Annotated in this window: 12 protein-coding genes; 7 read left to right on the top strand and 5 right to left on the bottom strand. The window is 48.2% G+C overall.

Annotation, left to right across the window (positions count from 1 at the left end; translation table 11 throughout):
* Positions 1–95 precede the first annotated feature (95 nt).
* The 5 genes from EZE20_RS20645 to EZE20_RS20625 all read left to right on the top strand — a co-directional run bounded on the left by EZE20_RS20645 (position 96) and on the right by EZE20_RS20625 (position 11,053).
* Positions 96–5,528, top strand: a complete 5,433-nt coding sequence (locus EZE20_RS20645; protein WP_132121302.1) for an alpha-2-macroglobulin family protein — start codon at positions 96–98, stop codon at positions 5,526–5,528.
* A gap of 117 nt (positions 5,529–5,645) precedes the next feature.
* Complete coding sequence (locus EZE20_RS20640) at positions 5,646–8,087, top strand: TonB-dependent receptor (RefSeq protein WP_132121300.1); 2,442 nt, start codon at positions 5,646–5,648, stop codon at positions 8,085–8,087.
* 238 nt (positions 8,088–8,325) lie between these two features.
* Entirely contained in the window at positions 8,326–9,177 is an 852-nt protein-coding gene (locus EZE20_RS20635; protein WP_132121298.1) for a sugar phosphate isomerase/epimerase family protein, read from the top strand.
* A 201-nt stretch (positions 9,178–9,378) separates the two neighbouring features.
* Positions 9,379–10,533, top strand: a complete 1,155-nt coding sequence (locus tag EZE20_RS20630) for a zinc-dependent alcohol dehydrogenase (protein WP_132121296.1) — start codon at positions 9,379–9,381, stop codon at positions 10,531–10,533.
* Between the two features lie 13 nt (positions 10,534–10,546).
* Entirely contained in the window at positions 10,547–11,053 is a 507-nt protein-coding gene (locus tag EZE20_RS20625; protein WP_132121294.1) for a hypothetical protein, read from the top strand.
* A gap of 61 nt (positions 11,054–11,114) precedes the next feature.
* On the opposite strand, the gene EZE20_RS20620 is transcribed toward EZE20_RS20625, so the two are convergent.
* From EZE20_RS20620 to EZE20_RS20610, 3 genes are all read right to left on the bottom strand, one after another.
* Positions 11,115–11,927 (bottom strand): glycoside hydrolase family 16 protein, encoded by an 813-nt coding sequence (locus EZE20_RS20620; protein WP_132121292.1) that lies wholly within the window; start codon positions 11,925–11,927, stop codon positions 11,115–11,117.
* A gap of 3 nt (positions 11,928–11,930) precedes the next feature.
* A complete protein-coding gene (locus tag EZE20_RS20615; RefSeq protein WP_132121290.1) occupies positions 11,931–12,977 on the bottom strand; it encodes an isoaspartyl peptidase/L-asparaginase family protein in 1,047 nt (348 codons plus the stop codon).
* 78 nt (positions 12,978–13,055) lie between these two features.
* The gene (locus EZE20_RS20610; RefSeq protein ID WP_132121288.1) at positions 13,056–13,616 is read right to left on the bottom strand and encodes a YqgE/AlgH family protein; all 561 of its coding nucleotides are present in this window, start codon (positions 13,614–13,616) and stop codon (positions 13,056–13,058) included.
* Between the two features lie 366 nt (positions 13,617–13,982).
* On the opposite strand from EZE20_RS20610, the gene EZE20_RS20605 reads away from it, so the two are divergent.
* Together EZE20_RS20605 and EZE20_RS20600 are read left to right on the top strand one after the other, a co-directional pair.
* The gene (locus EZE20_RS20605; protein WP_132121286.1) at positions 13,983–14,597 is read left to right on the top strand and encodes a DUF6134 family protein; all 615 of its coding nucleotides are present in this window, start codon (positions 13,983–13,985) and stop codon (positions 14,595–14,597) included.
* 113 nt (positions 14,598–14,710) lie between these two features.
* A complete protein-coding gene (locus EZE20_RS20600; protein ID WP_132121284.1) occupies positions 14,711–15,232 on the top strand; it encodes a gamma carbonic anhydrase family protein in 522 nt (173 codons plus the stop codon).
* An 18-nt stretch (positions 15,233–15,250) separates the two neighbouring features.
* On the opposite strand, the gene EZE20_RS20595 is transcribed toward EZE20_RS20600, so the two are convergent.
* Together EZE20_RS20595 and EZE20_RS20590 are read right to left on the bottom strand one after the other, a co-directional pair.
* Positions 15,251–15,880 (bottom strand): DedA family protein, encoded by a 630-nt coding sequence (locus EZE20_RS20595; protein ID WP_132121282.1) that lies wholly within the window; start codon positions 15,878–15,880, stop codon positions 15,251–15,253.
* Positions 15,881–15,902: 22 nt separating this feature from the next.
* Positions 15,903–17,789, bottom strand: coding sequence for an ABC transporter ATP-binding protein (locus EZE20_RS20590; protein WP_132121280.1), 1,887 nt, complete (start codon positions 17,787–17,789; stop codon positions 15,903–15,905).
* Between the last annotated feature and the right edge of the window lie 211 nt (positions 17,790–18,000).

Raw genomic sequence — 18,000 nt, 5'->3', positions numbered from 1 at the left:
TTTTTATTTATCACGGCTAATTTGCTACCTTCAAACGTTGAAGAAAGCAGTTATTTTTCCTTCTGAAACGTTACCTTTTTTTCCTTACTCTCCCCATGAAAAACCATCGGTTTTTACTCAGCATTTCAATCCTTTCGGCTACATTTTTCTGGCTGTTAAATGGCTGTTCATCGCTCAATACCGTGCGTGTGGCCGGTACCAATTTTACCGACGAAATTCAGCTTTCGCAAAACCTTGTCTTTACATTCAGTAAAGACCTGGTGCAGGAAAGTCGCCTCGGCATCTGGGATTCTACGCAGTACGTGCGCCTGCAACCCGCCGTGCGCGGAAAGTTCAAATGGACGGCGCCCAATGAGCTGGTTTTCTCGCCGATTGGCGCCTTTGACCCTGCCACTACCTACAAAGCTGAGCTTACGGACGAACTGCTGAATCATCTGCCGGAAGACAAAAAGTACACGATTTCGGACGAAGATCTGGCCTTTCATACGCCTTATCTGCAACTGACGGATCTTCAAAGCTGGTGGACACGCTCGGCAGAAAACAGCCGCCCCGAGGCCAGGCTGCGGCTCACTTTTAATTACCCCGTTGATCCTCAGGCCGTAACCGAACTTCTTCAGGTACGCTTGCGCGATACCCAAACGTCGTTTCGGGTGCTTCCTTCGTCCGAAGGCCGCTACGTAACGGTGGCGCTCACGCAAACCGGAACTGCCGACGAGAACGCAGCGCCTCTTGCCGTGCGGATTGAAAAAGGGCTCAAAATGAAAAATAAGGAGTACGCTACTCCGCAGCCGCTCGAAACTGTGGCAAGCTTGCCTTCGCCCCTGCACCTGGAAATTGCCGATGTGCAAACGGGTTTTGAAAATAATCAGGGGTATGTACGTGTGTATACCACACAGGAGCTAACGCCCGAAGCGGTAGAAAATGGTTTCTCGCTGGAACCTGTTCCGGGGAAACTCGTGACCGAAACTACCGAAAATGGATTCATTGTTCGGGGCGATTTTAACGAAACGGATACCTATGTATTGAAAGTTACCACAGCACTCAAAGGTGTACTTGGCCCACAACTGGATGAGGAAGTTTCGCGGGATTTGTTTTTTGGAAAAATGCCTCCGGGCATCACGTTTACCCACAAAAAAGCACTGTACCTGACTTCCAAAGGTTCACGAAATATGGGAGTACAAATTGTGAACGTTCCGAAGGTGCAGGTAAAAATTGCCAAAATTTATGAAAATAATATCCTGAATTACGTACGCAACAGCCGCTACGAAAATTACGACTATGTAGGTGACGAATGGCAGGCTACGGGTTCATATAATTATAGCGACGACGATCAGAGTTTTTATAGCGATGTGGTGGTTAATAAAACCGTTGACACCGAAAATCTTCCCCGCACGCGCGGCATTTCGGCGCTGAATGTGGCCCTGCCTGATGATAATGGCCGCAAGGGCGTATACCTGGTGTCGGTGATTTCCAAAGAAGAAGCCTATTTGGGTTCTACACGGCTCGTGTCTGTTTCGGATATTGGCCTGATTGCCAAAGAAGGCAAAGACGAAGTATGGGTTTTTGCCAATTCGATCAAAACTACCGAGCCGCTGAGTAAGGTGAGCGTGACGCTCGTGAGCAGCAACAATCAGTCGGTGTATACGCTCGAAACAGACAATAACGGTATGGCTCATTTTGAAAAACTCAGCGAAAAAGCGCCGGGCTTTCGTATGGCGATGGTTACTGCCCGCACCGACGACGACTTCAACTACCTGCTGCTAAACGACACACAGGTCGAAACTTCGCGCTACGAAGTGGAAGGCCTGCGCGATAATCCTACGGGATTGCAGGCGTTTATTTATGGGGAACGCGATATGTATCGCCCCGGCGAAACACTGCATTTTAATACCGTGGTACGGTCGCAGGGCTGGCAAACGGCTTCCGAAATTCCCCTGAAAATCAAAATGCTTACACCTAACGGCCGCGAGTATCGGACCTGGCGCAAGACAACCAACGCACAGGGCGCCGTTGAAACGGAGGTTACCGTGGATGCCGCCGGACTCACCGGAACCTATACGCTGGAAGTGTACAACGGCAACGATGTGCTGTTGGCTTCGCAGGGTGTTAGCGTAGAAGAATTCATGCCCGATCGTATAAAAGTAGATTTGAGCGGAGCGAAGAAAGAATACAAAACCGGTGAAACCGTGGCACTAACCGCCACCGCACTGAACCTGTTTGGACCGCCCGCCGCCAACCGAACCTATGAAATGGATATTCAGTGGAAAAGAAAAGCGTTTTCGGCACCTGATTTCCCGGACTTTTCCTTTGATATTCCAGCTGAAACTACCTTTGAACGTGAACAGCGGCAGGGACTTACCAACGAGCAGGGCGTAGCCACGGAGCGTATTCAGATTCCGTCAGGATATAAAGATATTGGTGTGCTGGAAGGGAAAATTTACGTAACTATTTTTGACGAAAACGGCCGTCCCGTCAATCGCCTGCATCGCTTTGATGTACTCACGCAGGCAACGCTGTACGGCATACGCCTGCCCGACCGCTACGTGGGCGTCAATGCGCCTGTTCCCGTAGAGATTATTGGTGTAAATGGTCAGGGGATTTTGCAAAAAAACAGCAAAGCGCAGGTAGAGGTCGTTCGGGTGGAGTACCAAACAGTAGTCGAAAAGCAGAACGAACAGCTACGCTATACCTCGCGCCGCCGCGAAAAAAGTGTATATTCCAACACGCTCAGCCTGGGGGGCGGTCGTGGCAGTTTCAGGTATGTGCCCACCGTTTCGGGTGAGTATGAAGTACGGGTTCGGCGGCCCGGTGCCAGTCATTTTACGGCAACTACGTTCTTTGCTTACGGAGCTGGATTTACAGAATATTCGTCCTTTGAAGTAAGTAACGAAGGCCGGGTGCTGATGGAGCCCGATCAGGAGCGCTATCAGGTGGGTGATAAAGCCCGCATTTTGTTCAAAACACCTTTCGACGGCCGTCTGCTCGTAACGGTTGAGCGTAATCAGGTGCTTGAACATCACGTTCTGACTACCGAAAAAAAGGCTGCCGAGTTTACGTTCAGCATTCAGCAGGAGCATTTGCCCAATGTGTACATCACGGCCACGCTTATACGCCCTTTGGATGCCTCCGACCTGCCGCTGACCGTAGCGCACGGCTTTGCACCGCTACGCATCGAAGCGCTTGACCGGGCTCTTCCTGTGGCGATAAAGGCCGTTGAGCAGTCGCGCTCCAAACAGAAACAGCGGATTTCCATTCAAACCAAACCGAATGCTCAGCTTACGCTTTCGGTGGTTGATGAAGGGATTTTACAAATCAAGAATTTCCGTACCCCGGATATTCACGGCTATTTTTATCAAAAACGCGCCCTCGAAGTGGGGAGCTACGATCTGTATGCGTTTCTCTTTCCTGAATTGACATTTTCCTCAACATCCAGCAGCGGGGGCGATGGCTACGATCTCGAACGGCGCATCAATCCGCTTAGCAATGGCCGGACCGAACTTGTGACGTTCTGGAGCGGCATTCTCACCGCCAACAGTAGCGGCGTAGCTACGTTTGACGTAGCGATTCCCCAATTTAGCGGCGATTTGCGTATTATGGCAGTAGCCTACAAAGACAACGCCTTTGGCTCCGCTTCGCACAACATGAAAGTGGCCGACCCGGTAGTTATCAGCACGGGCGCTCCCCGATTTTTGAGCCCTAACGATGAGCTGACGCTGCCCGTTACGATCAGCAATATGGAGAAAAAAGCCACTACGGTGAATGTTTCGCTCAGCACCACGGGCCCGCTTTCGGCTACGGGACCAACGCAAAAATTAACCATTCCGGCTGGAAAAGAGGCACGAACCGTATTTTCGGTAAAAGCAGGAGCTCGTTTGGGAGCGGGGACAATTACCGTGAAAGTTGGTGCTTTTGGAGAAACCTTTGTGCAGCAAACCAACCTATCTGTGCGCCCGGCTTCGCCGCTACTCAAAACCAGCAACGCCGGTGTAATTGCGGGCGGACAGGCCGGGACCATCAACCTGGCCCATAATTTTATATCCGGCACAGCCCGGAGTCAGGTGGTGGTGAGCCGCTCGCCGATGGTACAAAGTGGTGGTAAAGCACTTGCCACACTCCTTGGCTATCCGTTTGGTTGCCTGGAACAGAGTATTTCGCGGGCATTTCCCCAAATCTACTTTGCCGATCTCACCAAAGCGATGGCAACTCCGGTGTATCTGGTAAAAAGCGGCGCAAGCGATTTTAACCCCGCTACCAACGTGCAGCAGGCGATCCGCAAAGCGGAGTCGCAGCAATTGTACAACGGCGGCCTGGCGCTGTGGCCGGGAGCGTCCCGCGAAGACTGGTGGACAACCGCCTACACCGTTCATTTTCTGGAAGAGGCCCGCCGGGCTGGCTTTGAAGTAAATGCCGCAACGATGAGCCGCGCCATGGATTATCTGATAAACAAAACCGGTACAACCGCTACGGAAGAGGTGCCACAAATGACCGAAGACGGCTCAACCGTACGAACCATTCAGGCGCAGCGCGAAAGTCTGTACTCCCTCTACGTACTGGCGCTAACGGGCCGCCCCAACCGCTCGGCTATGAACTACTACAAACAGCACCCTGAACTGCTGGCCAACGACACCCGCTATTTATTGGCCGGGGCGTTTCAGCTCATGGGCGACTCGCGTAGTTTTGAAGCGCTATTACCTAAAAAATACGAGCAGGAGTCGGTCGAGAATTCATTTGGTGGCAGCTATTCGTCGCCTTTACGTAATCTGGCCTTAGTGCTCAATACCTTATTGGAAACTTCCCCGGACCACATACAGATTCCGTCGCTTGCCCGGCAGTTATCGCAGGCCCTGGCGTCGTCGTCGTACCTGAACACGCAGGAAGCAGGTTTTGCGGTGCTCGCTTTGGGTAAGTTGGCTCAGCGCACGAGTGGTTCTACCGTCACGGCCACATTGAACGCCAAAGGCAAAAAGTTGGCCTCGTTTGACGGAACAGAATTAAACCTAAGCGAGGGAATTTCCAATCAGAAACTAAGCGTACAAACGCAGGGAAAAGGCGACCTTTACTGGTTTGCCCAAACCGAAGGGATGTCGGCCACGGGAGCCTATACCGAGGAAGATCAGGGCTTGCGGGTGCGGCGGCAGTACCTGACCCGAACCGGCGGCAATGCGGGAACAATCAAACAGAATGATTTATTAGTAGTGAAAATCAGCGTATCGAGTACCAACGGTTTACCTGTCGAAAATGTAGTTGTTACGGATTTGCTGCCCGCCGGATTTGAAATAGAAAATCCCCGCCTGACCGAACCGCGCGACATGCCCTGGATCAAAAATGCCGCTACGCCGGAGTACTTTGATATTCGCGACGACCGCATTCATTTTTTCACGACTGCCACCGGTAAAGAACAAACGTTTTACTATCAGGTGCGGGTCATTTCCAAAGGAACCTTCACTGTTGGTCCGGTAGCGGCAGACGCCATGTATCAGGGTGAATACCGCAGCTACGCAGGTGGTGGAAAGGTGACGGTGCAGTAAAAGTTACGTACTGGTTCTAGTTAAAAATCAGCACAAGAATTTTCCCTTCTTGTGCTGATTTTTTTTAGAATTTACTATTTTCGGAAAAAATTATACTTACACAAATTACCCTTCTGTATGAAAAAGACCCTCCCCGCTCTTCTTGGCCTTAGCACAGGCCTTTTGTTTATGGCCCTTCATTTTGAAGAAGACTTTCTGGAACGCATCGTCAAGAAAATGGATGCTTACCAACAATTATTTATTCATGAAAAAGTGTATTTACACATCGATAGACCACATTACCTACCCGGTGAAACGATCTGGTTTAGTGCCTACGCTACCTTTGCCGCTTCTGGCACAGCAGATACCCTGAGCCGGTTGGTGTATGTGGATTTGCTTAATACCGAAACTCAGGAGGTACTATTCACGAGGCGCATTCGGATGACTGACGGTTTGGGGCAGGGCGACATATTCCTACCCGACGACCTACTGGCAGGTCCATACAGGCTTCGGGGGTATACGCATTGGATGCGAAATTTTTCGGAAGAACACTTTTTTTACCGCGACTTCCATATACTGGCAAATGAGCCTGCGGCCGCTCCAAACCCTGCTTTAACGTCAGAAATCGACGTACAGTTTATGCCCGAAGGCGGTTATCTGATACAAGATATTGACAGTAAAGTTGCCTTTAAAGCCATCGACAGTCAAGGGAAAGGCATCCCTGTTACAGGCTTTGTGCTCAATCAGTCCAACGACACCCTGGCCGGATTCCGTACGGAACATCTGGGCATGGGTCAATTTATGTTCAAACCACAGGCCGACCAAACGTATCGTATTCAGGTCCGAAAGCCGGATGGAGGCATGGCCTCATTTCCTTTTCCGGTAGTCAAACAAGAAGGTGCGGTGCTGATTGTAGACAACCTTTCCAATAAGCAAAATGTCCGGGTTTTTGTGCGCAGCAACTCGGCTGACCCAGTTGAAATGGCCCTGATTGCACATAATCAGGGAGATATAACGTACGCCAACAAAGCTGCTATTTCGTCAAAACTATCGCTGTTTACCATTCCAAGATCAGGGCTTGGCGACGGCATCACGCACCTGACACTTTTTGACGCCAACAGCCGCCCCATAGCCGAACGCCTGCTTTACAATCGTTTGGTCGAGCCATTGACTATTAAAATCCAGTCTTCAAAAAATACCTATAAAATTCGTGAAAAAGTAGACCTTACGCTCGAAGTAAGCGATGCCGATGGCAAGCCGATAGCGGGTAATTTTTCGGTAGCCGTTACCGATGGCAATCAGGCAAGTATAGACGCTAACGCCCAGCATATTGTTTCTTATTTTCGGTTGGAAGCCGATCTGCGGGGAGGAATCGAACAGCCGGCAAGTTATTTTGACACCTCAAATCCTAACGCTGCCCGTTACCTGGATCTGCTGCTGATGACGCAGGGATGGCGACGGTTTCGGTGGGAGGACGTCCTGAAAGATCAGGCTCCGGAGCCCTCCTACTTTGTAGAACAGGGAATTACGCTCACCGGAAAATTGGTTCGCAAAAACAAACGGGCTGCGGGCATAATGCCGTTGACTTTTACGCTGCTTCAAAAAGATAGTTCGCAGATGTTTGTTACAGGCGAGAGCATCGCCACGGGAGAATTTGCCCTCTATGGTATGGACGTAACGGACTCGACGGATATTATGATTCAGATTGCCGATAGTAAAAAAGCGGTAGATGTCAAGATTCAGACAGATAGATGGATGGCCCCGCCTTATGGCAAAGTCCCGTTTCGGGCAATGAATGCACAGCCCCTGGCAACAGACATGCTTAAACGCGCCCAGGAGTACCTGAAAATAGAACGTACCATTCGTGAAAACAGAGAGAAACTTTTGCAGGAGGTTGTAATCAAAGGTAAAAAAGTAGACCCAATTACCAGCGATAGCCGCCGCGCCCTTTACAAGCGTCCTTCCAGTACACTTGCGTTCACTGATCGCAACACCGTAGGTGCACTTACGATTTTTGACGTGATTAAGAACCGTATTCCCAGCGTGCAGGTTCTTGGTTCAGGCCCCGACCGGATCATTCAGATTCGGGGAAATTCCAACCTAAGAGGAACCATTGAGCCGATGTATATGATGGATGGAAGCCCCGTGAGTAAAGATGTGGCCATGAATATCCTGCCTTCGAGTGTAGAGTCGGTGGATGTGATTGTTGGCCCTGCCGCTACCGTCTACGGCGATCAGGGAAGGGGAGGGGTAATTAATATTCTTACCAAAAATGGAAATCCTAATCAATCGTTTAGTTACCAGGAAACCGAAGGGAGTTTGTCAACCCGCCTGATGGGATATGACCCACAGCGTGAGTTTTATGCGCCCCGCTACGATCAGCAGCTACCCGAGCACGTCCGGCCCGACTATCGCCCCACCTTGCTATGGGCCCCCCGCCTCCGAACCGGTTCTGATGGCAAAGCTACTGTGTCATTTTTTGCCTCTGATGCTACGTCTACCTTGCAGATCCGGGCAGAAGGAATGGCTCGCAACGGTATGCCGGGCGTTGGTCAGGCGAAGGTTGTGGTGGTGGAGTAATTGGTGCTTTTTTTGTTGAAATGTCGTTTGTCTTGATCAGAAGTCTTCAAAAGTCATTTTTTAGAACATTCTTCTGAGTATAAAAAAAGATTTATACTCAGAAGAATGTTTTGTTTACAGAGGCACGTAAGTAAGAAATTGGCATTTATGAAAAATCCCCCGGAAATAAGTAAGTTTGATACCCGTCTGCCATTTACGAGGGATATTTTTATTTTATACCAATTAACCTTTCTTTTTCATGTCAATTTCCCGCAAAGAATTTATAAAAACCAGTGCGCTCGCCCTCACGCTGCCTTTTTTATCCAACACCTTTACCTCCGCAAAACCACCGCGTAAAGTAGGATTGCAGCTGTATACGCTGCGCGAACTCATGGCCAAAGATCCAAAAGGTACGCTGAAACAAGTAGCCGATATTGGGTTCAAAGAAGTAGAGACATTTGGCTACGCCAACGGAACGTTTTTTGGCATGGCTCCCGCTGAGTTCAAGTCTTTCCTGAAAGATTTAGGCATGTCTACACCTAGTGGACACTACATGCCTGACCAATTAAAATCGGGCTGGAACAAAATTGTGGACGATGCCTCCGCCGCCGGACAAAAATATATGATGTGTGCTTACATTATGCCCAATGAGCGGACGCTGGAAGACTATAAAAAGTTTATTACTTTATTTAATGAAGCAGGCGAGGTGTGTAAAAAAGCAGGTATTCAGTTTGGCTATCACAACCACGATTTTGAATTTGAAACAGTAGACGGGCAGATTCCGTACGACATGATTCTGAAAGGAACAGACCCGGCGCTCGTAAAAATGGAACTTGACTTATACTGGGCGGCCTATGCCAATCAGGATCCGGTAGCGCTTTTCACACAGAATCCCGGTCGATTTCCGTTGGTACACATGAAAGACATGGCCAAAACTCCCAAACGCGAATTTGCCGAAGTTGGTAACGGCTCAATTGACTTTCAGCGGATTCTGAATGCGGCCAAAGTTGCAGGACTTAAACACTTATTCGTCGAGCAGGATGTGACCGTTCAGCCGCCGCTCGAAGCAATTGCTGTGAGTTATTCCAACATCAAAAAAATGAATATGTAAGATCAGTCATCGGCTCCATCATTTTTTGTTTTTTTAATAAAAAGCATACCATACCCATTTGCGGCATGGTATGCTTTTTTTGTGACCAGCTAGCATCTTACCTCTTTAAACTCCCTGTTTTTAAGGAGCTTGACAAAAGTACATAATGCACGAACAGCGGAAAAACTAGCTGAATTCATCACAAACTAAACGGAGAAACATATGCTGGCAATGAATTACCGGGGGCCCCAACGGGTACGGATTGATCAAAAGCCTTTACCCCAAATTTTACACCCCGAAGACGCAATCATCCGGGTGACGCGCTCCTGTATCTGCGGATCAGACTTGCATTTGTACAACGGCAACGTACCTGACACCCGCGTGGGAGAAACCTTCGGGCATGAGTTCATCGGTGTGGTTGAGGAAGTTGGCTATGCGATACAAAAACTAAAAGTGGGCGATAATGTCATTGTACCCTTCAACATTGCCTGTGGCCGCTGCGCTTTTTGCAAGCAGGGACTGTATGGAAATTGCCACGAGTCAAATCCTCAGGCCACCGCGGCAGGAGGGATTTTCGGCTATTCACACACCACGGGCGGCTATTGCGGCGGACAGGCTGAGTATGTGCGGGTGCCGTATGCCGACGTTGGCCCAACGGTTATTCCGGAAGGAATGGATTTGGACGATGCGGTGCTGCTCACCGACGTAGTACCTACGGGCTATCAGGCGGCAGAGATGGGCGGCATCCAAAAAGGCGATACGGTCGTTGTGTTTGGCGCAGGGCCTATCGGCATTATGGCCGCCAAATGTGCGTGGCTTTTCGGCGCCGGGCGTGTTATAATTATTGATCAAATTGAGTACAGGCTGGAATTTGCACGCAATTATGCGCAGTGCGAAGCCTATAATTTTCGCTCACTTGAAGACCCGGTGGTGTTTATTAAAAAGACGACCGATTCACTCGGAGCTGATGTGTGTATCGACGCGGTAGGTGCAGAAGCAGCCGGAAACGCCATGCAGACGATCACAGGACGAAAACTGCTGTTGCAGGCAGGCTCGGCTACGGCGCTGCATTGGGCAATTAACTCAGTCAAAAAAGGCGGTATTGTATCTATTGTTGGTGTATATGGTCCTACGGACAACTTGGTTCCTATCGGAAATGTAGTCAATAAGGGCATTACGATCCGGGCCAATCAGGCATCGGTCAAGCGCCTGTTGCCCAAAATGATTGAGCACGTGCAGGAAGGCCGGATCAATCCCAAGGCACTAATTACCCATCGCATTCCGCTGGAAGAAGTAGCCGACGCCTACCGGATTTTTTCTGACAAGCTTGATAATTGTATCAAAACGGTGCTGATACCACCCTCAGCCCGCATTTAAACCAAATGATCTTATGGAAAATACACAAGGTTTTGAAAACAAACGCGGAGGCGATCATTCGCATATAAAGGGTTGGGGAATAGATGCTGATCCAAAGAATGATCCGACCTATCCGATGAAACAACGGACCAATGACGAACATAACGGGTATACCTGGGAACGCCCACCCCAACAGACTGTTAATGTGGAAGTTCTACACTCTATCGAGCGCCCGAACATCACAGCTGTTTTTGGATCAACCGTGCCAACAAAGGGGTTAAGTGGAAAAATCAGGCGCTACGCATTTAAACATAGCGAGTCGAGCTACGCACATTGGCTGCCGCTGCTGCTCGCCGACCGGGTGGATATGGTGGAAGGTCTGATTGAGGATATAAATAAAGGGAGTTTCCCCAATATTCTTGCCGAAAAAGGCATTAAAGCTGAGTGGAAACATAACAAAACAGGCTTGCTCAAAAGATGGGCCATCGGGGCAGTTGTGGCCTATGCGGCCTTTGTCTACGTAACCCGCAGGCGCTCCTGAACGGCTAGGTTTGTTTGTAAGGTTTTACGCAGGAAACCAGCATGTATCTATGCTTTCGAACTCATTCTTTTTGATAAATTCGTACGTAATCTACCTCAAAGCGGGCGGGAAAGTCGATGGCGCCGATATCGCCGCCGTTCATACCACCCATCGCCAGGTTCAGAATAAGGTAGTGAGGCTGTCGGAAGGGGTTCTTTTTCTCCGAATCGCGGTTATAGGTCTCTTCCAGATTAATTTCGTTGAGTAGCTCATCGTCTACATACAGGGCAATTTTGGAGGCATCCCAATCCATGCGCCACACGTGAAATTTCTGCGCCCACGCCGAGTCGGCAAACTCAGTCAGTGGCTTTTTCAGATCATCCCAAATGGCTTTGTAGCGCTGTCCCGAACCCCAGGCGGCATTTGCCAGCAGCATTCCCCGGTAATATTCCATGATGTCAATCTCGCCATTGGAAGGCCATTCGCCCGCTACGCCCAAGGTCCAGAACGCAGGCCACAGTCCCGCCCGGGTGTCAATGCGTCCACGCATTTTGAAGCGGCCATACTGCCAGCTGTGCAGGTTTCGGGTCAGCAGGCTTGTAGATGTATAGTCGATCGTTTGGCGGCTTTTTTTCCAGTCTGTGGTTCCGGCTTCATAGCCCGGATTTGGCTTTTGCTCTTTACGGGCTTCAATAATCAGCAAACCGCCGCGGCAATAGGCGTTGTCAGGCTGATACCATTGCAGTTCCTGATTTCGTACAAATCCCCGCTCATACGACCAGTTTTTGGGATTTGGTGCGCCTTCTTCATTAAATTCATCGGACCAAACGAGCTTCCATTGCGCCTGTGCAGCACCCGAAATCCCAAGCAACAGAAAGAACCAATAGTACTTCATAAATCAGGCAAAATAGCTTTTAGCATTATACACAATCCCTTTGCCATCTTTTTCTGTAACGGTATAGTTAAATCCTTTCTGAATTGAAAAGGCGCCTACTTCTCCCTGCTTATTGATGGCAATAAAACCTACCTGAAATGTTTTGGCACGTTCGGGATTGGGCTTCACGATGCGTTCAATGGCTTTTTTACAAGCTTCCTGCGGCGAAAGCCCGGAGCGCATAAATTCTACGACGAGGTGCGTGCCACATACCCGGATCACTTCTTCGCCCTGCCCGGAGGAGGTTGCCGCGCCCACTTCATTATCCACAAAAAGACCCGCTCCAATTATAGGCGAATCGCCCACGCGGCCCCGCATTTTGAAGCCCATTCCGCTCGTTGTGCACATGCCCGATACATCACCGTTGGCATCGAGAGCAAGAGTTCCCATGGTATCATGATTGAACGAGCCGTCTTCCAGCCGAGCCGGCGCAAAGGGACCGTGGCCTTTATCGGCTTTGCCTTTTGCTTTATTTTGTTGCAATTCAATATTAATTACGGGCTTATACTCTGCTTTTTTAAGCCAGCCTTCGTACGATTTTTTGGCATCTTCTGATAGCTCACCGGATTCCAGAGCAAAGCCATTTTCAACTGCAAATTGCTGTGCACCAGCCCCGGCCAAAAATACGTGCGGCGTGGTTTCCATTAATTTTCTGGCCACAGACACCGGGTGCTTTATTCGTTCCAGAAAAGCCACTGAGCCACAGTTTGCCTTTTCGTCCATAATACACGCATCCAGCGTGACGCGCCCGTCGCGGTCGGGATTTCCGCCCAGGCCAACGCAGCAATTAATGTCGTTTTCGATGGCAATTGCGGCCTGTTCAACGGCGTCCAGCGCTTTGCCACCTTTTTCTAACACGGGCCAGGCAGCACCATTTGCAATTTGGCCACTATCCCAGGTAGAAATCACCACGGGTTTAGAAACTGTATTTTTTGCAAAAAGCTTATTTACCTGAGCAAAAGGAAGCGCTAAGGCCGTAAAACGTAAAAAGGATCGACGCGTAGGTGTCATGACGTTTTAAATGAAAAGTTGGGGTTATACAGATTTTATGAATTGGATTGACTAAAAAATTACGCAAAAAAGTTCTTTTTAATTGAGGCTTGGATCAGTTGGATAATGCGCAATCGAGCGATATTTACCACCCATTTCTTTGAGGACTTCCCGCCAAAAACCATCAGTTGGCGTTTGAAACACAAAATCAGAGCGTCCCTGCGTTACATACCACGACTTCTGTTGCAGCTCATCCTGCAACTGCCCGCCGCTCCATCCTGAATAACCAATAAAAAAACGGAGGTCTTCCTGATTAAGTCGGTTGATGTTCAGAAGAGTTTTAACGCTTTCAAAATCACCGCCCCAATAGATTCCGTCCAATATTTCGCCTCCGCCCTCAATCAGGTCAGGACGGCGGTGAATGAAATGCAGCGTGTTTTTTTCGACCGGCCCTCCCAAGTACAGCGGGACGTCCTGATAGATCGTTTCTTCCAATACATCGCCTAACATGAGGTCCGTGGTTTGATTTAGTACAAAGCCAAAGGAACCCAGCCGGTTATGATCACAAAGCAACACAACACTCCGGTTAAAATTAGGATCGCCCAAAAATGGCTCTGCAATCAGAAGGCTTCCTTTCGAAACTTGCTCAACAGATGACATAGCAACTTTATTTTGAATTGATGTATGATAAGGTAATATATCAAAATTTTCAGGAATTGAATTCGCTTTTTCCTTTTTTCGCCAAAAAATCCTTCCTAAACTTGGCTATCCAGCCCATGATTTTCATGTGATTTTTACATACCTACGAATAATTAAATTTAATGCGGGAAAAATTAATTCTTAGTTATACACCTGAGGTAGTAGATTGCGTTTGATATTGATTTTTTGTGTGATAATAGGGGCGGGGCTCTTTTCGTGCCGGAAGTATCCAATCAACTGGTTTATTTGCGTGTGACAGGATGAATTATCTGAGTTGGGGAATTAATTCAGGATAAAACAATAGCCAATTAGTACCCCATTTTACGTATGATAAAATCCCTGTTTCTTCTTGTTGTATGCTTGACTGTTTTTCAGCAATCGATTCTTGCACAGGCCATTATTTACGATATTCTATTGGCTGGGCGAGAGGTAGGAGAGTTAAAAATTACTCCGGCTCAGCTTGGGGCAAGCCACGAAAGCCTGCGGGTAGAAGGTGCCATCAACACTATTTTTTATGATGTGGTCTATATTGGTGAAAACCGCTTTGAAAACGGCATACTTAAAACTTCTATGTCAAGCCAGGAAGTAAACGGTCGGCTTAAAGAAAAAACGCATACAAATAAGATGGAGAATGCCTATCAGGTACGCTTTACGGATGCAAAAGTAGCCAATAAAGACAGACCAGCCATTTTACATCCGATTCATCATACAGTCACGAGTCTATACTACCGCGAACCTGTTCACCTAAAACTCATCTACTCCGAGCGGTTTGGTAAAATGTGTGCTGTAAAAAAACTAACGGCCCATGCCTACGAGGTCGTGATGCCTGATGGCAAAAAGACAGTTTTTACGTATGCTGAGGGGAAATGCCGGGAGGTTCGATCTCAAATTGTAGGTATTGACCTGGTCTTCCGCATTCGTTCGGCCTATTTACCTCATTAATTTTTTTGCATTCTTCCAGAATTGGAATGTCTACTTGCAAAAAACAAATAGATCCGAATTACTTTTGAGGCTAATTCTTTGCTTTCAAATTCCTACAAAATCTTTCCTGACTCATGGCTTTAATAAAATCGGTACGAGGCATTCACCCCATTTTTGGCGAACACAATTGGCAGGCCGACAATGCTACCGTGGTGGGCGATGTAATTATGGGCACGCACTGCACGGTATGGTTCAACGCCGTGGTGCGCGGCGATGTAAACAGCATCCGCATTGGTGATTATTCCAACATTCAGGATGGTGCTGTTATTCACTGTACCTATCAACGTTTTGCAACGCACATCGGCAGCTATGTATCGATTGCGCATAATGCCATTGTACACGGCTGCACCATCGAGGACCACGTGCTCATTGGCATGGGGGCAATTGTTATGGACGGGGCGGTCATTGGCAGCGGCTCTATTATTGCCGCCGGGGCCATCGTAACTCAGAATACCGTTGTGCCTCCGGGCAGTATTTATGCCGGAAATCCTGCTAAATTTCTTAAGCCGGTGAGCCCTGAACTAGGTGCAATCATTGACCGTACCGCCACCAACTACGTTACTTATGCCGGGTGGTTTGAAGAAGAGAATACGTAAAATAACCTGGTAATCAACTTACTGCATTTCTTTCCGGGCATTCAGGTAGCCTTTTATAACGGTAAAAGTTGTTATTGCGAGGAAAAACAGGATGACGTATTCTACGTAATCCATGATCCAGGGGAAGCGTTCGCCAAACAAAAATCCGCCACCCGTAAGTGTTAGAATCCAGATTGCTCCACCGAGTACGTTAAAGGTCAGAAAATTGGCAAAAGGCATGCGCACCAGGCCCGCCAAAATAGGAGCAAAGGTGCGTACAATGGGTAAAAATCGGCTGATAATTAATGTTCGGTTACCATATTTATCAAAATAGGCGCGGGTTGTTTCCAGATTTTTCTTTTTGAAAAAAAACGAATCGGGACGGTTTTCGAGCTTATACCCAAAATATTTTCCAAAAAAGTACCCAACCAAAGAACCCAAAACCGCTGCGGTAAACAGGCAAAAAAGCAGCAAACTAATAGGCACGTCAAGCAGGTGAGTGCCACAAAATACTCCGGCCAGAAACACGAGATAGTCGCCGGGAAGAAAGAAGGCGAAGAATAAACCATTTTCGGCAAATACGATCAGGGTAATGACCACCAAACCGCCCGTGCGGATGATTTCTTCCGAATCGAGAATATATTGAAAAAATTCAAAGATAGCGTTCATGAGGATTTTTGTAAATCAAAGGTTAAGCCCATTCTGAAAGTTCAAGCCACCGCATTTCTTTATCAGCCAGTTGCGTAGAAATTTGTTCGATTTCGGTAGCCCAGGAAGTTAATTCTTCGTGAGTACCTCCGGCATTTAACAACTGAATCAGAGCGCTTTTGCGTTCTTCCAAAGTAGCCATACCCGTTTCCAGTTCTTCCATTTCCCGTTGCTCTTTATAGGAAAGTTTCCTACGGTTTGTTTCGGTACTTTTTGGAATTGCCGCTACCGGAGTCGTCTCGATTTTTTGAGCCTGTTTGCTTTCGGCTACGGCCTGCCGGGCAGCACTTTCCTGTTCTTCGAGCCACACACGATAATCGCTGTAATTACCGGGAAAATCCCGAATTTTCCCATCACCTTCAAATACAAACAAGTGATCTACCAGCTGATCCAGGAAATACCGGTCGTGCGAAACGATCATGAGACAGCCGGGAAAATTGGACAGGAACTCTTCCAAAACATTCAGGCTACTGATGTCAAGATCGTTGGTAGGCTCATCCAGAATCAGAAAATTAGGTTCTTTCATGAGCATCAAAAGTAGCTGAAGCCGGCGCTTTTCACCGCCGCTGAGCTTTTCTACCAAATCGTGCTGCTTGGAAGGAGTAAATAAAAATGTTTCCAGAAATTTGGACACGGTCACGGTTTGGCCCGTTCCAAGTCGCACGACCTCGGCCACTTCTTTCACGAGCTCAATAACCCGCTGCCCGTCCTGATAGTCCAGATCCGACTGCGTGTAATAGCCAAACTGCACGGTATCGCCCCGTACAACCTGCCCATTGTCGGGGCGAATTTCGCCCGTAATAAGTTTGAGGAGCGTAGTCTTGCCCATACCGTTTGGGCCCACAATTCCGATACGGTCGCCTTTACGGAAGGTATACACAAAGTTATGGATCAACTCTCGGCCATCATATCCCTTCCCAACGCTTTGAAGTTCAATAATTTTACTCCCCAATCGAGTTGCACGAACGTTTAGTTCGAGTTGGTTATCGTATTTTTTCTGGCTTGCTTTATCTTTTAGATCTTCAAAGGCATCCACGCGATACTTTGCCTTCGTGCCCCGGGCTTTGGGCTGACGCCGGATCCAGTCCAGTTCCTTACGCATCAAGTTCCGGGCTTTGTCGATTTCTGCGGCTTCCATTTCCTCTCGATCGGCCTTTTTTTCAAGAAAATAGGCGTAATTCCCCTTGTAGGTATAAGCCGATCCGTGGTCTAGTTCGAGCACATTATTACATACTTTATCCAGAAAATAGCGGTCGTGAGTAACTACCAGCAAAGTAGTATTTTGGGTGTTAAGGTAGCTTTCCAGCCACTCGACCGTAGTCAGATCCAGGTGGTTGGTAGGCTCATCCAAAATGAGCAGGTCAGGATCTTCGAGCAGTACTTTGGCCAATGCCACACGCTTGCGCTGTCCGCCCGACAAAGTTCCGAAGCGGGCATCAACATCATGAATCCCGAGCCGCCCCAGAATTTCCTTTACTTTTGACTCAAAATCCCAGGCTTTCAGGCTATCCATTTCTTCCAGAATATCCGTCAGGGCATCGTCGTCGCCCGAGACCAGCGCCTGTTCATATCGTTTGACAGCCGAGGCAACCGGATTGGAAGAAGCAAAAATGACTTCAATAATGGGCAACTGTTCATCAAACGTCGGACTTTGGTCGAGATAGCCCAGCCGAATTTCCTTTCGCAGGCTCACTTCTCCTTCATCCGGAGGGATGAGCCCGGCCAGTATGTTCAGAAAAGTAGTTTTTCCGGTACCATTCGTACCGATGAGCGCCACTTTATCTCCTCTATTTAAACCAAAGGTTATATTTTTGAACAGCCATTTGTCACCAAAAGACTTTGCTATATTTTCTGCCGAGAGATAATTCATAAGTAGGGGTAAGTTCCGGGTGCAAAGGTAGGATTCATCCTGGTCAAAATGAGATAATTGATGAGTCTAGTGAACATTATTTACTAATTTATGGGTACTTTCAACAAATCTTTCTCTTTATATATAGTGTGCTGTTTCTTAAAGGAGAGTCAAATTTGTAAGGTTTTTTCAATTTAAAACTAGCTGTTTTCTTAGTATTTATGAATTTTAA

The organism is Arundinibacter roseus, from assembly GCF_004348825.1.
GTDB classification, from domain to species: domain Bacteria; phylum Bacteroidota; class Bacteroidia; order Cytophagales; family Spirosomataceae; genus Arundinibacter; species Arundinibacter roseus.
Note: the sequence above shows the minus strand (reverse complement) of the source record. Positions and strands in the feature narration are given on the sequence as shown.

Excerpts from the sequence above, each read along its gene's own strand:
- EZE20_RS20600 (WP_132121284.1), top strand. The coding sequence starts at position 14,711 with ATGGCTTTAATAAAATCGGTACGAGGCATTCACCCCATTTTTGGCGAA.
- EZE20_RS20615 (WP_132121290.1), bottom strand. The coding sequence starts at position 12,977 with ATGACACCTACGCGTCGATCCTTTTTACGTTTTACGGCCTTAGCGCTT.
- EZE20_RS20635 (WP_132121298.1), top strand. The coding sequence starts at position 8,326 with ATGTCAATTTCCCGCAAAGAATTTATAAAAACCAGTGCGCTCGCCCTC.
- EZE20_RS20590 (WP_132121280.1), bottom strand. The coding sequence starts at position 17,789 with ATGAATTATCTCTCGGCAGAAAATATAGCAAAGTCTTTTGGTGACAAA.
- EZE20_RS20645 (WP_132121302.1), top strand. The coding sequence starts at position 96 with ATGAAAAACCATCGGTTTTTACTCAGCATTTCAATCCTTTCGGCTACA.
- EZE20_RS20630 (WP_132121296.1), top strand. The coding sequence starts at position 9,379 with ATGCTGGCAATGAATTACCGGGGGCCCCAACGGGTACGGATTGATCAA.
- EZE20_RS20595 (WP_132121282.1), bottom strand. The coding sequence starts at position 15,880 with ATGAACGCTATCTTTGAATTTTTTCAATATATTCTCGATTCGGAAGAA.
- EZE20_RS20610 (WP_132121288.1), bottom strand. The coding sequence starts at position 13,616 with ATGTCATCTGTTGAGCAAGTTTCGAAAGGAAGCCTTCTGATTGCAGAG.
- EZE20_RS20620 (WP_132121292.1), bottom strand. The coding sequence starts at position 11,927 with ATGAAGTACTATTGGTTCTTTCTGTTGCTTGGGATTTCGGGTGCTGCA.
- EZE20_RS20625 (WP_132121294.1), top strand. The coding sequence starts at position 10,547 with ATGGAAAATACACAAGGTTTTGAAAACAAACGCGGAGGCGATCATTCG.
- EZE20_RS20640 (WP_132121300.1), top strand. The coding sequence starts at position 5,646 with ATGAAAAAGACCCTCCCCGCTCTTCTTGGCCTTAGCACAGGCCTTTTG.
- EZE20_RS20605 (WP_132121286.1), top strand. The coding sequence starts at position 13,983 with ATGATAAAATCCCTGTTTCTTCTTGTTGTATGCTTGACTGTTTTTCAG.